This is a genomic window from Burkholderia sp. 4NA327C6, assembly GCF_005502655.1.
GTDB classification, from domain to species: domain Bacteria; phylum Pseudomonadota; class Gammaproteobacteria; order Burkholderiales; family Burkholderiaceae; genus Burkholderia; species Burkholderia contaminans.
This window is the reverse complement of the sequence record NZ_SCNZ01000012.1, coordinates 118,213-139,031: the sequence shown is the minus strand read 5'-3', so window position 1 is coordinate 139,031 and position 20,819 is coordinate 118,213. Positions and strand designations below refer to the sequence as shown.

Annotated in this window: 17 protein-coding genes; 2 read left to right on the top strand and 15 right to left on the bottom strand. The window is 66.9% G+C overall.

Annotated features, from left to right (window positions below):
* Positions 1–2 precede the first annotated feature (2 nt).
* The 5 genes from FFS49_RS14995 to aceK form a co-directional block, all read right to left on the bottom strand.
* Complete coding sequence (locus FFS49_RS14995) at positions 3–1,286, bottom strand: CocE/NonD family hydrolase (protein WP_105816731.1); 1,284 nt, start codon at positions 1,284–1,286, stop codon at positions 3–5.
* Positions 1,287–1,392: 106 nt separating this feature from the next.
* Positions 1,393–1,830 carry a YchJ family protein gene (locus FFS49_RS14990; protein ID WP_039346391.1) on the bottom strand — a complete coding sequence of 146 codons (438 nt, stop codon included), beginning with the start codon at positions 1,828–1,830 and terminating at the stop codon, positions 1,393–1,395.
* Positions 1,831–1,869: 39 nt separating this feature from the next.
* On the bottom strand, positions 1,870–2,547 hold the full coding sequence (locus FFS49_RS14985) for an SDR family oxidoreductase (protein ID WP_039346388.1): 678 nt from the start codon (positions 2,545–2,547) through the stop codon (positions 1,870–1,872).
* A 108-nt stretch (positions 2,548–2,655) separates the two neighbouring features.
* Entirely contained in the window at positions 2,656–3,423 is a 768-nt protein-coding gene (can, locus tag FFS49_RS14980) for a carbonate dehydratase (protein WP_039346539.1), read from the bottom strand.
* A gap of 55 nt (positions 3,424–3,478) precedes the next feature.
* The gene (gene aceK / locus FFS49_RS14975; RefSeq protein ID WP_105816732.1) at positions 3,479–5,296 is read right to left on the bottom strand and encodes a bifunctional isocitrate dehydrogenase kinase/phosphatase; all 1,818 of its coding nucleotides are present in this window, start codon (positions 5,294–5,296) and stop codon (positions 3,479–3,481) included.
* Positions 5,297–5,600: 304 nt separating this feature from the next.
* Between aceK and FFS49_RS14965 the strand changes: the two genes are divergently transcribed.
* Entirely contained in the window at positions 5,601–6,680 is a 1,080-nt protein-coding gene (locus FFS49_RS14965; RefSeq protein ID WP_105816733.1) for an MBL fold metallo-hydrolase, read from the top strand.
* 16 nt (positions 6,681–6,696) lie between these two features.
* Here FFS49_RS14965 and FFS49_RS14960 read toward each other — a convergent pair whose 3' ends face one another.
* The 6 genes from FFS49_RS14960 to argS form a co-directional block, all read right to left on the bottom strand.
* Positions 6,697–8,343, bottom strand: coding sequence for an ABC-F family ATP-binding cassette domain-containing protein (locus FFS49_RS14960; RefSeq protein ID WP_105816734.1), 1,647 nt, complete (start codon positions 8,341–8,343; stop codon positions 6,697–6,699).
* A gap of 199 nt (positions 8,344–8,542) precedes the next feature.
* Complete coding sequence (locus tag FFS49_RS14955) at positions 8,543–10,138, bottom strand: ABC transporter substrate-binding protein (protein ID WP_105816735.1); 1,596 nt, start codon at positions 10,136–10,138, stop codon at positions 8,543–8,545.
* A gap of 409 nt (positions 10,139–10,547) precedes the next feature.
* Positions 10,548–11,321, bottom strand: a complete 774-nt coding sequence (locus FFS49_RS14950; RefSeq protein WP_046544310.1) for an SDR family oxidoreductase — start codon at positions 11,319–11,321, stop codon at positions 10,548–10,550.
* A 19-nt stretch (positions 11,322–11,340) separates the two neighbouring features.
* Positions 11,341–11,979, bottom strand: coding sequence for a thiol:disulfide interchange protein DsbA/DsbL (locus tag FFS49_RS14945; protein WP_039346369.1), 639 nt, complete (start codon positions 11,977–11,979; stop codon positions 11,341–11,343).
* A gap of 69 nt (positions 11,980–12,048) precedes the next feature.
* Positions 12,049–12,954, bottom strand: coding sequence for an SPOR domain-containing protein (locus FFS49_RS14940; protein WP_039346359.1), 906 nt, complete (start codon positions 12,952–12,954; stop codon positions 12,049–12,051).
* A 103-nt stretch (positions 12,955–13,057) separates the two neighbouring features.
* Positions 13,058–14,854: an arginine--tRNA ligase gene (argS, locus tag FFS49_RS14935; protein ID WP_105816736.1), complete on the bottom strand. Its 1,797-nt coding sequence runs from the start codon at positions 14,852–14,854 to the stop codon at positions 13,058–13,060.
* Between the two features lie 200 nt (positions 14,855–15,054).
* Between argS and FFS49_RS14930 the strand changes: the two genes are divergently transcribed.
* Entirely contained in the window at positions 15,055–15,378 is a 324-nt protein-coding gene (locus FFS49_RS14930; protein ID WP_011353361.1) for a DUF1840 domain-containing protein, read from the top strand.
* A 304-nt stretch (positions 15,379–15,682) separates the two neighbouring features.
* Here the strand turns inward: FFS49_RS14930 and FFS49_RS14925 are convergent, their stop codons facing one another.
* From FFS49_RS14925 to FFS49_RS14910, 4 genes are all read right to left on the bottom strand, one after another.
* Positions 15,683–16,270, bottom strand: a complete 588-nt coding sequence (locus FFS49_RS14925; RefSeq protein WP_039346355.1) for a hypothetical protein — start codon at positions 16,268–16,270, stop codon at positions 15,683–15,685.
* A gap of 189 nt (positions 16,271–16,459) precedes the next feature.
* Positions 16,460–19,177 (bottom strand): methionine synthase, encoded by a 2,718-nt coding sequence (gene metH / locus FFS49_RS14920; RefSeq protein WP_039346353.1) that lies wholly within the window; start codon positions 19,175–19,177, stop codon positions 16,460–16,462.
* Between the two features lie 42 nt (positions 19,178–19,219).
* Entirely contained in the window at positions 19,220–20,287 is a 1,068-nt protein-coding gene (locus FFS49_RS14915; RefSeq protein ID WP_039346538.1) for a homocysteine S-methyltransferase family protein, read from the bottom strand.
* Positions 20,288–20,487: 200 nt separating this feature from the next.
* Positions 20,488–20,745: a DUF3567 domain-containing protein gene (locus FFS49_RS14910; RefSeq protein ID WP_006477667.1), complete on the bottom strand. Its 258-nt coding sequence runs from the start codon at positions 20,743–20,745 to the stop codon at positions 20,488–20,490.
* Positions 20,746–20,819: the final 74 nt, after the last annotated feature.

The window sequence follows — 20,819 nt, the reverse complement described above, 5'->3', positions numbered from 1 at the left end:
CGTCAACGCGAAGCCAGCGCCGGCGTGCCGGTGTCGCGTGCGTTGCTGTCGTCGCTGTCGTCGCTGTCGGCCGTCTGCGTCGCGTTGTTCCACACGACCCGGTCGTTGACCGCATACAGCCTGCACGAACCTGCGCCCTGCTTCGCGCAGTTGTCGAGCGCGAGCGCCATCGGATCGTCGCCGCCTTCGGCCCACGACCACGCGCCTTCCGACGACACCGCGAACGCGCGGCTCGGATGCTGGTTCAGGAAGCGCCGATAGCCTTCGCGGCCGGCTTCGTCGACATACGGCACCGCATTGACCGAGTCGATCGACGCATAGCCGCTCGCCTTCGGTTCGTGCGGGTTCGCGACCGCGTAGCGCACCGAGGTCGGCAGGTTCAGCTGCGCGAGGAACGCGTTGACCGCCGGCCACCATACGGGCACGCCGTCGCGATCGACGATCAGCCGGTGTGCGTCGTCCTTGTAGCGGCCGAAATCGATGAACTGGGCCTGCGTGCCGTGCGAAACGTACGCGCCGTGCATCTGCGCGACGAGCCCGGGCGTCCACACCGAATCGTTGTCGCCGTACAGCCACAGCGACCGCACGGCCGTGTGTGCGCCGTACTGGTCGAACGCGTCGACGAGGTTCTTCTGCCAGCCGTCGCAGAGATCCTGGCGCAGCCCGCCGGAGAAGTTGATGATGCCGCGCACGCCCGGTGCGGCTTCGGTGCCGTACGCGACCGATACGAGGCCGCCGTGCGACGTGCCGGCGACGACGATGCGCGACGCATCGACGTACGACTGGTGGGACATGTAGCGCACCGTTGCGTCGACGTCGGCCGCCTGCGCGAGGCCGTTCTTGCCGACGTTGCAGCCTTCCTGCTGGTACGTGCCGTCCGAGCCCGCGAAGCCCTGGCGGTTCGGCGCGACCACCGCATAGCCGCGGCGCACGAATTCGCGCGCGAACGCGAGCGGCCGGCTGCGCGGCTGCAGATGGAGATCGCCGGTGTTCTTGCCGTGATTGAAGACGACGAGCGGGAACGGGCCCGGGCCGTTCGGCTTGAAGAGCGTGGCTTCGAGCGTGACGGTGCCCGATGCGTCGGCCGGAATGCGGAGGATCTGTTCGTTCAGGTCGGCGGCGACCTGCGGCAGGTTCGAATCGCTGTAGTCGAAGCGTTCGGCGTGGGCGAGCGACCCGCTGGCGCCGGCACCCGTCCCTGAATTTGCGCTCGACAGCGTACCGGCCTGAGCGGCCGACAGCGCACAGGCCGCCATCCATCCCACCAATACCTTGCTGAACGCCATTCGTAAGCCCTGCCATGCAACATGACCAATTCCAGGTCATCGTAGCCGGACAAAATGAGGTTGTGCAATGCGGGAATTACCCGGCGTCTGACACAGCAACTATTTGTCAACGTTCACTTACTTCGCCGTCGACATAACGCCAGAATCCCTGTTCGTCGCGCTCGAAACGGCTCGTCTCGTGGAGCCGGTAAGCGCGTCCGCCGACCTTGTAGCGCGCCACGAACTCGACCTCCGCGTGCCGCTCGTCGAGCGGCGCATGGCGTTTGACCGCGAGCCCGAGCCAGCGCGGCGCGTCGGGTGCGTCGGGGTCGGTGTCGAGATCGGCCGGGCAGGTGCGCGCGGCCCAGGTCGCGCGCAGGTAGTCGGTCGCGCCGAGCACGTACGCGCTGTACCGCGAGCGCATCAACTCGAGCGCGGTCGGCGCGGCTTGGCCGCCGTCGATGAAGCGGCCGCAGCAGGCCGCATAGCGGGGCGCCGGCGCTTTGCCGGCGGGAGCGGGGGACGCGCCGCCGCACGGGCACGCGTCAGGTCGGTTCAAAATCATGCGAAACGGGAATTAACGACGCCAGGTTGTGATGCCGGCTCACCAGCTGAGCTCGACGCCGTCGTACTGGAAGAAGCGGCCGTTTGCCTGCGACACGTCCGCGCCGGATTCGGCGATCACGCGGCGCATGCCGGTCACACTGGTTTCCGGGTCGATCGCGGCCTGCGCGCCGCCCATGTCGGTGCGCACCCAGCCGGGATGGAGCGAAATGCACGCGGCGTGGCGCGTCTGCAGCGACGCGATGCGCAGCGCGTCGTTCAGCGCGGCCTTGCTCGCGCGGTACAGCCAGCCGGTCGTGCCGGTCGCCTCGGCGATGCTGCCCATCCGGCTCGACACGACGGCCAGCACGCCACGCGCGTCCTCGACGAGCGGCAGCACGATCGGCAGCAACTGCATCGGCCCGCGCACGTTCGTATGCATCACCGCGTCGAAATCCTCGGCGGTGACCGTCTCGACCCCCTCGGTGCGCGGCCCGTACACACCCGACACCAGCACGGCCGCATCGAGCCGCTCGCCGTCGAGCTTCCAGCCGAGCGCCGCGATCTGCTCGGGCTGCGTGATGTCGAGCGCATGCGCGTGCGCGCCGAGCGCGCGCAGCGCGTCGAGCGACGCGTCGTCGCGCGCGGTGGCGATCACGTTCCAGCCGTCGCGCCGGTATTGGCGGACGAATTCGCGGCCGAGGCCGCGCGATGCACCGACGATCAATGCGGTTTTCATGCCCGTCGCTCCTTTGCTTGGCGCCGCCGCGGCAGCGCCGGTGTCAGATCCGTTCGATGGGTGGCACGGCTGCACGCCTGCGCAGTGTCCGCCGCGCAGGCCGCTGCGTTACTTCGCGTCGTCGCACGGCTTCAGCGTGGCGGCGACAGCCTGCGCGACGCCTTCGAGCCGTGCGGCGTCCGCCGCGATCATGTCGTTGTCCGGTGCATGCTCGCCGCCGGCGACGAGTGCGGCCACGCAGCGCTTGTAGGTCTCGTCGAGCGCGTCGAAGCTCGACACGGCCATCCCGAGGTTGCGCATCCGGCCGTCGTGCACGCCGTACACGAGCCCGTGCACGGTGAGCGACTGGCCGCGCGCCCACGCGTCGTTGACGATCGTCGTGCGGCACACGTTGACGACCTGCTCGATCGCGTTCAGCTCGATCAGGCGACGATAGCGCGCTTCGCCCACCGGCCATGCGTCGAGCAGCGCCGTGTGGCGTTCGCGCACGTCCTGCACGTGATGCAGCCAGTTGTCGGCGAGGCCGACGCGGCGGTTGAGCAGGGCGGCATTCACGCCCGAGCAGCCGTAGTGGCCGACGACCATGATGTGCTTCACGCGCAGGATATCGACCGCGAACTGGATCACCGACAGGCAGTTCAGGTCGCTGTGCACGACCACGTTCGCGATATTGCGGTGGACGAACACTTCGCCCGGCGGCAGGCCGATGATCTCGTTCGCGGGCACGCGCGAATCCGAGCAGCCGATCCACAGATATTCCGGCGCCTGCTGGTGGGCGAGACGCGCGAAGAATTGCGGGTCGTCCTCGAGCTTGTGCTTGACCCAGGCGTCGTTGTTGTCGAACAGGTGTGAAAGCGGATTGTCTTGGGGGTTCATCGGTGTGGATTCCGTTGGCGGAAATCGGGTCGCAATCGGTGCGGTAAAGCGGGCGTCAGGCGGCGCGCTGCGCGTCGCCTGCGGCATCGCCCCGCTCCGTCGCGCCGAAACGCGCGGGGTAGCGCACGCAAAAGCGCAGCGCGGTGTCGTATGGATAGAAGTCGGGCAATTCGCCCTGGATCAGCTTGTCCTTGCTGGCCTGCCACAGCGCGGGATCGAAAAAGTCCGCGTGATGTTTCATGAAGACGTCGCGTACGCGCGGGTCGCCGAGCAGGAACGGCCCGTAGGTCTCCGGAAAGATGTCGTGCGGGCCGACGGTATACCACGGTTCGCCGGACAGTTCGTCTTCCTCGTTGCGCGGTGGTGGCACGCGGCGCACGTTGCAGTCGGTCAGGTACTCGATCTCGTCGTAGTCGTAGAACACCACGCGGCCGTGGCGCGTGACGCCGAAGTTCTTGTACAGCATGTCGCCCGGGAAGATGTTCGCCTTCATCAGCTCCTTCACCGCGTTGCCGTACTCCTTCACGCCGTGCTCGACGTCGGTGTCGGAGCCGTTCTGCAGGTACAGGTTGAGCGGCGTCATCCGGCGCTCGATGTACAGGTGCTTGATGACGAGATTGCCGTCCTCGTATTCGAGCAGCGACGGCACTTCCTTCTCCAGCTCGCGCACGAGCGCGTGGTCGAGCCGCGCGAGCGGCAGCGCGACGCTCGAATACTCGAGCGTGTCGGCCATCCGCCCGAGGCGGTCGTGGCGCTTCACGAGCTGGTACTTCTCCATGATCTGCGCGCGCGTGGTTTCCTTCGGCGGCGGGAAGTGATCCTTGATGATCTTGAACACGTACGGGAACGACGGCAGCGTGAACACGAGCATCACGAGGCCCTTGATCCCGGGCGCGATGATGAAGCGGTCGCTCGAATGCGACAGATGGTGCAGCAGGTCGCGATAGAACAGGTTCTTGCCCTGCTTCTGCAGGCCGACCGACGTGTAGATCTCCGCCTTCGGCTTGCCGGGCATGATCGTGCACAGGAAGTCGACGTACGCGGACGGCACGCCCATGTCGACGAGGAAATACGAGTGCGAGAAGCCGAAGATGATCATCAGCTGGTCGCGGCGCAGCAGCACGGTGTCGAGCGAGAGCACGCCCGGGCGCACGTGGCGGATCGGCACCGCGAACGGCAGCACGCGGTCGGCGTTGATGATGCGGCCGACGATGTACGCGCTCTTGTTACGGAAGAACAGCGACGACAGCACGTGGATCTGGAAATTCGGCGCTTCGTCGAAGTGGCCGAATTCGTCGTGGATCGCCTCCATCACACACGCGATGTCGCGCGGGAGATCGTCGAACGCCGGCTCGAGCTGGAAGTTCGTGACGATCCGCTCGAGCGTGGCCGCGAGCCCGTCGGTGCCCGGATAGTACGCGCGGTAGGTCGGCTTCGCGGCCGGCTCGTCGTTCTCCAGGTACTCGGTCGAGATCGCCGGGCGCACGAAGATGAAATCGTTGCTGAAGTACGAGCGGTGCAGGATCTTGCAGCACACCGAATTGAAGAAGGTTTCCGCGCACTCGGGCTGGCGGTGCGACGTGAGCAGCCCGATGTAGTGCAGCTTGATCTGCTGCCACACTTCGTCGTCGATGTTCTCCGCGTCGTATTCGTCTTCCAGCACCTCGACGCATTCCTTCACGCGATCGTCGTACGACGTGATCCGCTCGCGCGCGAGCCGCTGCAGCCCGTGCCAGTCGCCTTGCTCGTACAGCGTCTTCGCCTTGACGGCCGCGTCGCGGAAGATCCGGTAGTGGCGGTCGAAGTTCTCGAGCAACGTCTGCGCGACGTCGAAGCCGATCTGCGAAGACAGCAGTTTGGGGAAGTGATTCATCGCGTGCAGGCTCGTTCGGGAGGGGCTGTAAGCACTCGCCATTTTAGCGCCCAAGCGGGCAATTCAAGGGCTTTGCGGCAAGGCGCGGCCGGCCGGCCGGCGGCGGGTTGCCCGCCGTTGGGTGCCGTTCGGTGCATCTTCGCGTAAAGATACGGGTACGGAACCGATTCTGGCACGAACTTTTTTTGACGGGCGGCAAGCCGCCGGGCACGCGTTCCTCGGGACGGCGATAGAATCGACGCACCGCCCGCCGCGGCCTGCCGCCGGCGCGCAATCGCACCGATAACGACGAGACGCCCCACCGATGAACGCACTGGAACACCAACTCGACTATCCCTTCGCCGACACGCTGCCCGCCGCGGGCGACACGTTCGAGGTCGCGCCCGGCGTGCGCTGGCTGCGCATGCCGCTGCCGTTCTCGCTCGATCACATCAACCTGTGGCTGCTGCGCGACGAGATCGACGGGCAGCCCGGCTGGACGATCGTCGATTGCGGGATCTCGTCGGACGCGATCCGCACGCACTGGGAGCAGATCTTCGACACGCATCTCGACGGCCTGCCCGTGCTGCGCGTGCTCGTCACGCACTGCCACCCCGATCACTTCGGCCTCGCGAACTGGCTGTGCGAAGGCGGCGACAAGGGCCGCTGGAACGTGCGGCTGTGGATGACGCTCGGCGAGTACATGTTCGGCTGCCTGATGGCGGCCGGCAACGGCTCGAACGCGGGCGGCGCGGCGGCCGCCGATCACTTCGCGCGCCACGGGCTGACCGATCCGGCCGCGCTCGACAAGCTGCGCAACCGCCGCAGCTACTACTCGGATCTCGTGCCGGCCGTGCCGCCGCGCTACCGGCGCCTGCGCGAGGGTGACGCGGTGACGATCGGCGCGCGCACGTGGCGCGTCGTGACCGGCTTCGGCCATTCGCCTGAACATTGCGCGCTGCACAGCGAAGCGGACGGCGTGCTGATCTCCGGCGACATGGTGCTGCCGCGCATCTCGACGAACGTGTCGGTGTTCGACCTCGAACCGGAAGCGAACCCGCTCGCGCTGTACCTGCAGTCGCTCGGCCGCTACGAGACGATGGCGCCCGATACGCTGGTGCTGCCGTCGCACGGCAAGCCGTTCCGCGGCGTGCGTACGCGCATCACGCAACTGCGCGAGCACCATGACGCGCGCCTGGCCGAAGTGCGCGTCGCGTGCGCGGAAAAGCCGATGAGCGCAGCCGACGTCGTGCCGATCATGTTCCGCCGGCGCGAGCTCGACATCCACCAGATGACGTTCGCGCTCGGCGAGGCGCTCGCGCACCTGAACCTGCTGTGGCTCGCGGGCGAACTCGTGCGCGAGCAGGGCGACGACGGCGTGCTGCGGTTCCGCACCGCCGGCTGATACCGCTGCGTTCTCCTCAGGCGACGGGTTCGTAGCGCCACCCGTCGCGATGCCATTGCATCGTGTGCGTCGGGTCGAGCGCCGCGAGAAACGCGGTGTCGTGCGACGCGACCACGATCGCGCCGGGAAAGCCCGCCAGTGCGGCTTCGATCGCCCGCACCGATTCGAGATCGAGGTGATTGGTCGGCTCGTCGAGCAGCAGCAGCTGCGCGGGCACGCCGCGCCACAGCGCGCAGGCGAGCGCGGCCTTCAGCCGTTCGCCGCCGCTCAGCTGCCGCGCGGGCTGCGTCGCGCGCACCGCGTCGAGCTGCAGCAGCGCCAGACGGCTGCGCAGGTCGCCTTCGGCGAGCGGCGTATCGAGCAGCCCCAGTTGCTCGACGATCGAACGATCGGGATCGAGCAGCGCGAGCCGCTGGTCGAGATACGCGGCGCTCACGTGCGTCGTGCATGCACCTGAACGCGGCGAAAGCTCGCCCGCGAGCATGCGCAGCAACGTCGATTTGCCGCAGCCGTTCGGGCCGGTCAATGCGATGCGTAGCGGGCCGCTGGCCGACCATGTGATCGCGTCGGCATCGCCGGCGATGCGCCACGGCAGTTGCGCGCGGTCGAGCGTGAACAACTGGCGGCGTGCACTGACCGCAGTGCCCGGCAGCGACACGAGCACGGGCGCATCGGCTTCGACGCGAGCGGCCGCTTCCTGTACGCGTTCGTCGAGCGTCGCCTTGAATTCGCTTTGGTGGCGCCGCACCGTGCCCATGATGCTGCGCGCCGCACCCTTGCGACTCTGTTTTGCCATCGACGACAGGTTGGCCGTCTTCGCGTCGCGCAGCGACGCGGCCGCGTGACGCTGGATCGTGTCGTGCTCCTGTTCGAGCCTGCGCCTGACGCGTCCGCGTTCGGCACGCGCGTTGTCGAGCGCGGACTGCGCGGCATCCTGTTCCGCGTCGCGCTGCGCACGATAGAGCGCGTAGTTGCCGCCATACGCGCGCACGCCTTGTGGCGTCAGCTCGACGATGCGCTGTACGTCGGCAAGCAGCGCACGGTCGTGGCTCACGATGACGACGCCGCCGCGCCAGCCGTCGAGCGCCGCGCGCAGCCACGCACGGCCCGGCGCGTCGAGATGGTTGGTCGGTTCGTCGAGCACGAGCAAGCCCGCGCCGGACAGCAGCGCGCCGATCAGCGCGACGCGCGCGAGCTGGCCGCCGCTCAATGCCTGCGCGGGCATGTCGGCGCGCACGTCGTGCAGGCCCGCTGCGTCGAGCGCGATGCGCAGCCGCTCCGCGAGATCCCAGCGGTCGCCGATCAGGTCGAAGTCGTGTGGTTCCGCGCGACCGTCGGCGAGACGCGCGAGTGCGCCGAGCGGCGCGTCGAGCGCGGCAATCTGCGCGACGGTTCGCGGGCCGGCCGATACGTCGCCGTCGTCATGCTGCTGCGCGACGTAGACGACTGACGTGTGCCGCTCGATCGTCCCCGCGCTCGGCGCGCAGCGCCCCGCGATCAATTGCGCGAGCTGGCTCTTGCCGATGCCGTTGCGGCCGACGATGCCGGTCGGCGTGCGGTCGATGGACAGGTCGAGCGAATCGAACAGCGTGAAGCCGTCGTCGAAGCGGAAGGAAACGTGATGAAGCGCGACGAGCGCGCCGGTGGGCGTGGCTGCAGCCATAAGCACCTCCAAAAATGCGTGAAGACCTTCGCGCGCGGCGTGCGTGGCACGGCGGCGAAAACATTTCGGGAAGGCTTAGTTGTTCACTTTGGCTGGCGTCCGGTATGAGGAATGAGCGCGCAGTGTAGCAAGCGCGGCGCGCGGGCCGCAAGCGACGGTCGGACGCACCGTCGCCTGCGCGCCACGCGCGAGGATCGCGTTACTGCACGGCGACGGTCGTGAAGTTCTGCCGTCCGAACGGACTCACGTGATAGCCGCTCACGTTCGTGCGCGTGAGCGCGGCCGCGGTCGGGTAGCCGAGCGGAATCCACAGCGCCTGGTCGTGGATGATCTTCTGCGCGGCTTCGTACAGTTTTGCGCGCTTGGCCTGGTCGGCGGTCGACTTGCCGTCGGCGATCAGCTTGTCGAGCCGCGTGTCGCAGAAGCGCGCGAAGTTGATGCCCGACTTCACCGCATTGCAGCTGAACAGCGGCGACAGGTAGTTGTCCGGATCGCCGTTGTCGCCGGCCCAGCCCATGAACAGCATGTCATGCTGGCCGAGCTTCGCCTGCTTGATCAGCTCGCCCCATTCGATCACCTTGACCTCGGCCTTCACGCCGATCTTCGCGAGGTCGGCCTGCAGCAGCTCCGCGCCGACCTTCGGGTTCGGGTTCAGCACGCTGCCGGTCGGGCGCGTCCAGATCGTCGTCGAGAAGCCGTTCTGGAAGCCGGCCTGCGCAAGCAGCTGCTTCGCCTTCGCCGGATCGTACGCATACGGCGCGACGTCCTTCGCGTAGCTCCACGTGTTCGGCGGATACGGGTTGTTCGCGGCCGTCGCGGTATTGTCGAACACGACCTTCAGGTAGGTCGCGCGGTCGAACGCGAGGTTCAGCGCTTCGCGCACCTTGTCGTTGTCGAGCGGCTTCTTCTGCGTGTTCAGCGCGACGAACGCGGTCATGAACGCGGGCGTCTGCACGACCTTCAACGCGCTTTCGCCCTTCGCGGCGAGCACGTCCTGCGGCTTCGGCGACAGCGCGATCTGGCATTCGCCGGCCTTGACCTTCTGCAGGCGCACCGACGGGTCGGGCGTGATCGCATAGATCAGCCGGTCGACCTTCGGCTTCGTGCCCCAGTAGGTCGGGTTCACGTCGTAGCGGATCAGCGCGTCCTTCGTATAGCTCTTCAGCACGAACGGGCCGGTGCCGACCGGCTTCGCGTTCAGGTCGGCCTGCTTGCCGGCCTTCAGCAGCTGGTCTGCGTATTCGGCCGAGTAGATCGATGCGAAGCCCATCGTCAGGATCGGCACGAACGTCGCGTTCGGCTCGTTCAGCACGAACTTCACGGTGTTGTCGTCCACCTTCGTGACCGACTTCACGAGCTTCACGAGGCCCATCGACTGCGCGTGCGGGAAGCCGCTCGCGCCGGCCACCTTGTGCCACGGATTCGAGTCGTCGAGCATCCGTGAGAACGTGAACACGACGTCGTCCGCGTCGAGCGAGCGGGTCGGCTTGAAATAGTCGGTAGTCTGGAACGCGACGTTCGGGCGCAGGTGGAACGTGTACGTGAGGCCGTCGGCGCTCGCATCCCATTTGTCGGCGAGCGCGGGCACGACCTTCTTCGCGGCTTCGTCGTACGACACGAGCGTGTTGAAGATCACGTCGGCCGATGCGTTGGTCGTGACAAGCGAGTTGTACTGCACGACGTCGAAGCCGTCCGGGCTCGATTCCGTGCAGATGGTGAGCGGCTTGGCGGCGGCGAGGCCGGGGGCGGCGAGGGCGGCGGCGAGCGTGGCCGCGGCGAACAGCTTGACCTGCATAGGATCTCCCACGTGGCTTGTGTTTTTGCTGGGTGACGGGATGCGGGCGCGGCCCGGAAGCGGACAGGGCCGGCGCGGCTGGCGAATAGCATACCGTCAAAGCGCACGGCGCGTGAAAAAAGGCGCCTGAACGCGGCGAATTGACCGAAAAACGGCTGCGTTCGCGACGGAACGGGTGTTGGGGCGGCGAGTGGGGCGACGGAGGCTGCGGGTGGAAGAGCGCTGGGGCCCGCGATGCTGGGCAGCGGCGCGTCGGGGGCGGCGCGGGAGCGGTGCGGGCGTGCCGCGAATCGAAGCGTCGAAGCAGCTTGGCGTCGGTGCGGAGAGACGGAGAGACGGAGAGACGGAGAGACGGAGAGACGGAGAGACGGCCCTCGAAGCATCGCGCGGGCCGGCACTCGCCGTTGCGTCAGTGCGCCCCGGCCTTCGGCTTGCGCGGCGCCTTCTCGAACAGGCGGTCGTACAGCCAGCGCGGCAACACATGCAGCACCTTCGCGACGACGCCCATCTGCCACGGAATCACGCGGAACGCGTGCTGCCGGGCGATTGCCTGGGCCGCGCGCGCCGCGAAGCGGTCGGCGTCCATCAGGAACGGCATCCGGTACGGGTTGTGTGCGGTCATCGGCGTGCGGATGTAGCCGGGCGCGATCGTCACGACGCCGACGCCGGCCGGCCGCAGCTCGACGCGCAGCGCTTCGAGATACTTGATCGCGGCCGATTTCGACGCGCTGTACGCGCCGGAGCCGGGCAGCCCGCGCACGCCGGCAACGCTCGCGACACCGACCAGCGTGCCGTGGCGCGTGGCCGTCATCGGGCCGACGAACGGCTCGAACGTCGCGACCATCCCGTAGTAGTTGATGTCCATCACGTCGCGGAACGTCGCGAGATCGCCCTGGCCCGTGACGGCGCCCTGGCTGATGCCTGCGTTCGCGATCACGACGTCGGGGCAGCCGTGCGTCGAGATGAACGACGCGGCGGCCGTCGCGAGCGCATCGGCGTCGCGCACGTCGGCGGAATAGACGGAGATGGACAGCTTCGGGAACCGCCGCGCGAACGCATCGAGGGCATCGGTGCGTCGCGCGACGAGTGCGAGCGTGGCGCCCTGGCGGGCGTATTCCTCGGCCATCGCGAGGCCGAGGCCGCTCGATGCGCCGGTGATGAAGACCTTCAGCGGAGTAGTCATGCCGGCGCGCGGGCGGGGATCAGAGCTTCTTGTCCTGAACCTGCTTCACGAGGAAGTCGAGCACCTGGGCGGTACCCGGGATGCTGTTCGTGTAGGCGGGGCCCGTCTTGTACTTGCCCTGGATGACGACCGTCGGCACGCCGTCGATCGCGTAGTCCTTCAGCAGCTTGGCCGACTGGTTCACTTCGCCCTGCACGCTGAACGAGTTGTACGCGTCCGTGAACTTCTTCTTGTCGACGCCTTGCGTGGCCAGGAAGTCGGCCTGCGCCTGCGGCGTCAGCAGGTAGTTCTTCTGCTTGTGGATCGCGTTGAAGATCGCCGGCGTGACCTTCTCGGAGATGCCGAGCGCGGACACCGCGTAGAACAGCTTCGAGTGCGGGACGAAATCGTCACGGAATGCGACGGGGACGCGCTTGAAGTCGATGTTGTTGCCTTGCTTCTTCACCCAGGCCTCGATCGTCGGCTCGAATTCGTAGCAGTGCGGGCAGCCGTACCAGAAGAATTCGATCACCTCGACCTTGCCGGCCGGCGCGGACACCGGCTGCGGCGACTTCATCACCTCGAAGTCCTTGCCGGCGACCGGTGCGGCGGGCGAAGCCTGCGCGAGGCCGGCCGCCAGGCCCAGGGACAGAAGGAGCGTGCTAAGCAGTTTTTTCATGTTGTGAACGTCGAATCAGTTGCTCGGGTTACGAAACGTAACGGGTTCTGAGTGGGCTCGGCAGGTTGCTTACTGCTTCGTGAAACGAATCACCGCCGTGTCGACACCTGCATCGGACAGGCGCTGGCGAGCCGAGTTCATATCCTCGAACTTCGAGAACGGGCCGACACGGACGCGGAAGTACGTCACGCCGCTGACATCGCGCTTCGACACCTTCGACTCGAAGCCCTGGAAGCCGAGGCGCGCGCGCTGCTGCTCGGCGTCGCCTTCCGTCTTGTACGCGCCCACCTGCAGGAAGTAGCCGGTATTCGCGTCGTTCGCGGTCGGCGGCTTCGCTGCCGCGGCGGCCGCGGCCGACGAGGTCGGCTTCGGCGTGTTCGCCGCCAGTTGCTGTTGCTGCTGCTTTTGCGCGGCGGCTTGCTGCGCCTGCTTCTGCGCGGCGAAGCGGGCGAGATCGTCCTCGCCGCCTTGCTGCTGTTGCTGCTGCGCTTGCTGCGTCTTCTTCGGCGGCGGCGTGGTGTCGGCCGGCTTCGGCGCGACGGCGACGCCGTTACCCGACGACGTATTGTTCGACGCGGTCGAGTTGTTCGAGCTGCCGGTGTTGTTCGAGCCGCTCGACCCGTTGGCCTGCGGCGGCACTTCGACGATCTGCGGTTCGGGCAGCAGGCCGCCCTGGGTCTGGTTCGCGGCCTGGCCGGGCGCGGTGTTCGGCGGCGCCGACTGCGCGGCCTGCGGCACCGGCTGACCCGGCGTCTTGCCCTGCAGCGCACGGTTCGGATCGAACTGCTGCGGCTGGCTCGCGGCGTTGTCGGCCGGCGGCGGCGCGACCTTCGACACGAAAGGCGACGGGGAACGCGTGATGTAGAGCGCCACCACCACGGCGATCGCGAGGCCGACGATCAGGCCCAGCACGATTCCAAGAAATGTTCCTCCGGCTTGTTTCGATTGCTTCGAAGTTCGGCGTGGTTGTGCCATTGCTTGAGTCACCTGCAAAAAGAATCGTGAGAGGGCCGGGGCGGCCACCCGACGGCGGGCGCTGCCGCGGCCGTTCACAGCCCGGATCGGGCTGCTTGCGTCCTTACATCTTGGCGGGCGCGGACACGCCGAGCACCGCCAGACCATTCTCGAGCACCTGCCGGGTCGCGGCGAGGAGTGCTGCGCGTGCATTGCGCGGCGCTTCGTCGTCCACCAGCACGCGCTCCGCATTGTAGAACGAGTGGAATTCGCCAGCGAGGTCGCGCAGGTAGAACGCAACGGCGTGCGGTGCCAGTTCGTTGGCCGCGTGCGTGAGCATGTCCGGGTACTCGGCCAGCTTCTGCATCAGCGACGCCGCTTGCGCGCTCGTCAGCTGCGACAGGTCGGCGCCAGGCAGTTGCGCGACGTCGACGTTGTAGCGCGCTTTCAGCTCGTTGAGCACCGAGCAGATCCGCGCGTGCGCGTACTGGACGTAATAGACCGGGTTTTCGTCGTTCTGTTTCAGCGCGAGGTCGATGTCGAACACGAACTCGGTATCGGCCTTGCGCGAGATCAGGAAGAACCGCACCGCGTCGCGGCCGCGCGTGATGGTCGCTTCGTCGATCAGGTCGGGGGCCGCTTCCTGGCCCGCCGCCGCGCCGCCCGACCATTCGATCAGGTCGCGCACCGTCACGTAGCTGCCCGCGCGCTTCGAGATCTTCACTTCCTGGCCGTCGCGCATCACGGTGACCATCTTGTGCAGCACGTAGTCGGGGTAGCCCTTCGGGATCCCGATGTGCAGGCCCTGCAGGCCGGCGCGCACGCGCGCGATCGTGCCGTGGTGGTCCGAACCCTGGATGTTGATCACCTTGGTGAAGCCGCGCTCCCACTTCGTCACGTGGTACGCGACGTCCGGCACGAAGTACGTGTACGTGCCGTCCGACTTGCGCATCACGCGATCCTTGTCGTCGCCTTCGTCGGTCGTGCGCAGCCACAGCGCGCCGTCCTGCTCGTAGGTCATGCCGGCCTCGATCAGCGCGTCGACCGTCTTCTCGACGCGGCCCTCGCTGTACAGCGACGACTCGAGGTAGTACTGGTCGAACTTCACGCCGAATGCCTGCAGATCCATGTCCTGCTCGCGACGCAGGTACGTGACCGCGAACTTGCGGATCGCGTCGAGATCCTCGACGTCGCCCGTGCCCTTGACCGGCTCGCCGTCCGACGCGGCGACCGTTTCGCCGTTCAGGAAGTCGCGTGCGATGTCGGCGATGTATTCGCCGTTGTACGCGGCTTCCGGCCAGCCCGCGTCACCCGGCTTCAGGCCGCGTGCGCGCGCCTGCGTCGAGATCGCGAGGTTGCCGATCTGCACGCCTGCATCGTTGTAGTAGAACTCGCGGTGCACCGCGTAGCCCTGGCTCGCGATCACGTTCGCGAGCACGTCGCCGAGCGCGGCCTGGCGGCCGTGGCCGACGTGCAGCGGGCCGGTCGGGTTCGCCGACACGAATTCGAGCAACACTTGCTTGCCTTTCTCGCGATCGGACGTGCCGAACGCGCGGCCCTGGTCGAACACGGCGGCGATCACCGCCTGCTTCGCGGCGGCCGACAGGCGCAGGTTGATGAAGCCGGGGCCGGCGATCTCGGCGGCTTCGACGAGGCCTTGCGCGCCCGGCTGGGCGGTGAGGGCGGCGACGATCTGCTCGGCGAGCTGGCGCGGGTTCGTGCCGAGCGGCTTCGCCAGCTGCATCGCGACGTTGCACGCGACGTCGCCGTGCGCGGCGACCTTCGGGCGTTCCAGCGTGATGGCGGGGGCGACGAACGTGGCGTCGGCGTTTGCCGCGCCGGCGCCTTTCAGCGCGTGTGCGACCTGCTTGACGCTATCCGCGAGCAGGGCTTCGAGGGTCTGTTTGTGTGCTGGCAGCATGCTGGTAGAAGGCTTCGTTGGTGGCGGCCGGAAACGCCGGCCCGCCGGCGCGCTTTTTAAGCGCGCGTTTCAGGGATCGCAGAATTTTAACAGGTGCTAATATGCCGCTCAGGCGGCCCGCGTCCGCGAGGCCGGACGCCGGTCTGTCGGCGTTCCCCAACCGCGCCGCGCAGGCACAACAAGATGAAAAGGGAATTGTCATGATTACGTTCAAGAGCAAGGCGGCACAGGATCTCGACGTGCTGAAGGATTTCGCCGTGTATGTGCTGGGTCTCGTCGGCAAGCAGCTGGGCGAGCGCGGTGTGATTACGCACGACGAACTGGACCACGCGATCGCCAAGCTGGAAGGCGCGGTTGCGCAGGCGAAGCAGGAACGCGCCGAGCACGCCGGCCATTTCCACGAAGACGAAGCCGACCACGCGCACCACGAAGTGCCGCCGAGCCTGGCCCAGCGCGTCGCCCCCTTCCTGACGATGCTGCGCGAGGCGAAAGCCGGCGAAGCCGACGTGCACTGGGGCTTCTGAGCCTGCTTGCCCGGCCGCTCCGAAAGGATCGAAAGGCAGGAAAAAGCCCGCTTCCGAGCGGGCTTTTTCTTTTGTCTGATGAAAATGCGCCGGGCGATGGTGCGCCCGGAGCGGGCGGTGGCGGGAGGGCTTGCCTTGACCGAGAGGTGAATTTCCTTATAATTCAACGCAAGACTATGTGAAAGCGGGTGCGAAAACATAGCGCCGCCCGAGCGATCGGGCCCCACCTGGAGTGGGTACTTCGTCGAGAGACGGAAAGAGAATCCCGCATGCGACGGCTGCCGAAAGGCGGCCGTTGGTTTTTCTACGCCCGGATCTTGCGGCCTTCCAGGCTTGCGCGCAGCAACGTGCGCAACGCGACTTTCCGGGCTTCCCGCTGGCGCCGGTTCAGGCCGCCATCCAGCATGTAGGCCGACTGCACGCGCAGGATGAGCCGGCGTTTCCTGATCCGGTCTTTCGAAACCTCGAAGAACACCGCATACACGCGTTGCGTGCCGTCCGATGCGACCGTTTCCACCGTGACGAAATTGGGTTGCCGTTCATCCGCGACGACGATCCGGCGCGTCGCCAGTCCGACGATCACGCCGCGCAGCAGCTGCCGTGACGCGCGGTACCGGTCCGCGCAGAGCACGCGTGTCTCGCGGCCGTCGTCGTAGATCTCGTCGTCCGGAATGGCGTCGCGGGTGCGTCCGTCCCATTTGAAGCTGCGTGTGAAGCAGTGACAGGAGAACAGGACCAGAACCGTCACGTCGAAGCCGGTTTCCAGGTCGCAGGTGAACGTCAACGGACGCAGATGGCTCAGATCCCAGCGCTCGCCGCGGTAGATCGTCGACGGGAACGAGCTCCCGCTGTCCGCTGGCGTTTCGGTAATCCGGATCTCGAAGATCGACATGGCGGGAATGATTTTAGGGAGAAGGGTGCGTCATCTCGCCCACGCGCGTTGGCCCGAAGGCTCGGCGTTGCAGGGACGTCGATCTCGATTATTGAGATTAGGTATCCTGATGAATCACGGCGTTGTGCGACGCGCCCCTGGATCGGGGCGCGTGGCGATGGACGCGGCGGGGCGCCGCAGTCGGTGCGATTACAACTGCGGCGCGAGCGCGCGGCGTGCGTCGTCGAGCGACAGCGCCATGCGTTGCGCATAGTCCTCGAGCTGATCCTGCCCGATTTTGCCGACCGAGAAATACGTGCTGTCCGGATGCGCGAGATAGAAGCCCGACACGCTCGCGGCCGGCAGCATCGCCAGCGAGTCGGTCACGCTCATGCCGATCTCGTCCGCGCGCAGCACGTCGAACATGTCGCGCTTCACCAGGTGGTCGGGGCAGGCCGGGTAGCCGGGCGCCGGGCGGATGCCCGCGTACTTCTCGGCGATCAGCGCGTCGTTGTCGAGCGTCTCGCCGCTCGCGTAGCCCCACAGCTCGCGCCGCACGCGCGCGTGCATCGCTTCCGCGAAGGCTTCCGCGAAGCGGTCGGCGAGCGCCTTCAGCATGATCGCGCTGTAGTCGTCGTGGTCGGCTTCGAACTGCTTTTCCTTCGCGTCGACGCCGAGGCCGGCCGTCACCGCGAACATCCCGATGTAGTCGGCGACGCCCGATTCCTTCGGCGCGATGAAGTCGGCGAGCGAGCGGTTCGGCCGCATCACGCCGTCGACCACCGGGCGCACGCTCTGCTGGCGCAGGTTGCGCCAGGTCAGCAGCACCTCCGAGCGCGACTCGTCGCTGTAGATCTCGATGTCGTCGTCGTTGACGGTGTTCGCGGGCAGCAGCGAGATCACGCCGCTCGCGGTCAGCCAGCGGCCCTGGATCAGGCGCGCGAGCATCGATTTCGCGTCGGAGAACACGCGCCGCGCCGATTCGCCGACGATCTCGTCGTTCAGGATCGCCGGGTACGGGCCCGCGAGATCCCAGGTCTGGAAGAACGGGCCCCAGTCGATGTACTGCGCGAGCTCGTTCAGGTCGTAGTTCTTGAACACGCGGCGGCCGATGAACTTCGGCTTCACCGGCTGGTAGCCCGCCCAGTCGACCTTGGTCTTGTTCGCGCGCGCTTCGGCGAGCGTGACCATCGGCTGCGCCTTGCGGTTCGCGTGCTGGTCGCGGATGCGTTCGTAGTCGGACTTCAGCTCGTCGAGGTACTTCGTCGCGCCTTCGTCGGACAGCAGGCTGGAGGCGACCGATACCGAGCGCGACGCGTCCGGCACGTAGACCACCGGGCCTTCGTAGTGCGGCGCGATCTTCACGGCCGTGTGTACGCGCGAGGTCGTCGCGCCGCCGATCAGGAGCGGGATCTTCTTCACGCGGAAGTAGTCGTCGCGCTGCATTTCGGACGCGACGTACGCCATTTCCTCGAGGCTCGGCGTGATGAGGCCCGACAGCCCGATGATGTCCGCGCCCTCGACCTTCGCCTTCGCGAGGATCTCGTTGCACGGGACCATCACGCCCATGTTGACGACTTCGAAGTTGTTGCACTGGAGCACGACCGACACGATGTTCTTGCCGATGTCGTGCACGTCGCCCTTCACGGTCGCGATGACGATCTTGCCCTTCGCACGCACGTCGCCGCCCGCTTCCGCGAGCAGGCGCTTTTCTTCCTCGATGAACGGGATCAGGTGCGCAACCGCCTGCTTCATCACGCGCGCCGATTTCACGACCTGCGGCAGGAACATCTTTCCCTGGCCGAACAGGTCGCCGACGATGTTCATCCCGTCCATCAGCGGCCCTTCGATCACGTTGATCGGGCGGCCGCCGGCCGCAGCGATCTTCGCGCGCACTTCCTCGGTATCCTCGACGATGAAGTTCGTGATGCCGTGCACCAGCGCATGCGAGAGCCGCTTCTCGACCGGCTGGTTGCGCCACTCGAGGTTCTCTTCCTTCTTCGCGCCGCCCGCCTTGAACTTGTCGGCGATCTCGAGCAGCCGGTCGGTCGAATCGTCGCGGCGGTTCAGGATCACGTCCTCGACGCGCTCGCGCAGCTCCGGGTCGAGGTCGGCGTACACGCCGAGCTGGCCCGCGTTGACGATGCCCATGTCCATCCCCGCCTGGATCGCGTGGTACAGGAACACGGTGTGGATCGCCTCGCGCACCGGGTCGTTGCCGCGGAACGAGAACGACACGTTCGACACGCCGCCGCTCACCTTCGCGTACGGCAGGTTCTGCTTGATCCAGCGGGTCGCCTCGATGAAGTCGACCGCGTAGTTGTTGTGCTCCTCGATGCCCGTCGCGACCGCGAAGATGTTCGGGTCGAAGATGATGTCTTCCGGCGGGAAGCCGACTTCGTTCACGAGGAAGTTGTACGAGCGCGTGCAGATCTCGATCTTGCGCTCGTAGGTGTCGGCCTGGCCGGTTTCGTCGAACGCCATCACGACGGCTGCCGCGCCGTAGCGGCGGATCAGGTGCGCGTGGTGGCGGAACGCGTCCTCGCCTTCCTTCAGCGAGATCGAGTTGACGATCGCCTTGCCCTGCACGCACTTCAGGCCCGCCTCGATCACTTCCCACTTCGACGAGTCGATCATGATCGGCACGCGCGCGATGTCCGGCTCCGACGCGATCAGGTTCAGGAAGCGCACCATCGCCGCCTTCGAATCGAGCATCGCCTCGTCCATGTTGATGTCGATCACCTGCGCGCCGTTCTCGACCTGCTGGCGCGCGACCGCGAGCGCCTCGTCGAACTGGCCGTTGAGGATCATGCGTGCGAACGCCTTCGAGCCGGTGACGTTGGTGCGTTCACCGACGTTGATGAAGAGCGTTCCGGACGTGACGTTGAACGGCTCGAGGCCGGCGAGGCGCATCATGTGATCGGTCATGGCGGTGCGAATTCTGGTGATGAAGGACGTGGGGCGGTCGGGTCAGGCGTTGTCGCTGTACTGGTTCGGCCAGCGGCGCGGCTTCACGTCGGCGAGCGCCTTCGCGATCTCGGCGATGTGTTCGGGCGTCGTGCCGCAGCAGCCGCCCGCGAGGTTCACGAGCCCGGCTTGCGCGAATTCCTTCAGGAGGCCCGACGTGACGTCCGGCGTCTCGTCGAAGCCCGTCTCGGCCATCGGGTTCGGCAGGCCCGCGTTCGGATAGCACGACACGTAGGTGTCGCACAGCTTCGCGAGCTCGGCGATGTACGGGCGCATCAGCGCCGCGCCGAGCGCGCAGTTCAGGCCGAACGTGAGCGGCTTCGCATGGCGCAGCGAATTCCAGAACGCCTCGACCGTCTGGCCCGACAGGATCCGGCCCGACGCATCGGTGACGGTGCCCGAGATCATGATCGGCAGGCGCTCGCCGGTGTCCTCGAACAGCTCGTCGAGCGCGAACAGTGCGGCCTTTGCGTTCAGCGTGTCGAAGATCGTCTCGACGAGGAACAGGTCGACGCCGCCGTCGAGCAGCGCCTTCGCCTGCTGGTAGTACGACGCGCGCAGTTCGTCGAACGTGACGTTGCGTGCGCCCGGGTCGTTGACGTCCGGCGAGATGCTGGCGGTCTTCGGCGTCGGCCCGATCGCGCCCGCGACGAAGCGCGGTTTTTCCGGCGTCGCGTATTTCTCGGCCGCTTCGCGCGCGAGCTTCGCCGATTCGATGTTCATCTCGACGACGAGATCTTCCATCTCGTAGTCGGCCTGCGCGACGGTCGTCGCACCGAACGTGTTGGTCTCGACGATGTCGGCGCCGGCCGCGAAGTACTGGTCGTGGATCTCGCGGATGATCTGCGGCTGCGTGATCGACAGCAGCTCGTTGTTGCCCTTGATGTCGCGCGGGAAATCCTTGAAGCGCTCGCCGCGATACGCGGCTTCGTCGAGCTTGTAGCGCTGGATCATCGTGCCCATCGCGCCGTCGAGGATCAGGATGCGCGATTTGAGCAGCGCGGGCAGCGCGGCGCCGCGCGTGTAGGGCGCGTCGAGCGGGACGGAAGCGGCGAGAGGAGTCGCAGACATGGGCGAGAGACCGGCGAAGACGGGAAAACCGTCATTGTAGCCGGTGCGCATGGGCACCGCCCGCCTTGCGCCGCGCCGGCCGGGCCGCCAAATGAAAACCCCCGCCGGCGAACCGGGCGGGGGCAGGATCGGAGTGCTCGCGGCGCCGCGTCGATGCGCGGCGAATGGCCCGGCCGCACGAGGCGCCGGGCCGCGGGTCGTCAGTGCAGCACGACGGGCATCATCATCAGGCTGTCGAATTGTCCGAGGAATTCGTCGACTTCATCGAGCGACGGTTCATCCTCGATCAACTGCTTCACGTGCGCGCGGAATCGTTCGGCAAGTTCGCCGTCGATGAAGATTTCGCGCTGCGCGTTCTTGTCGACGATTTCATATCCGCCGGCATTCATCAGGTGGTGGCCGGCCTGCGGCGCAAATTCGACGACGCAGTAGTTGGGGCTGTTGTAGATCATTTGCATGGCGGCACTCCTCTTCGCAGTGGCATCTGGCCTTGTTGTCCCCTAGGTGGGGCGAGCCTTGCCGGTTTCAAGGG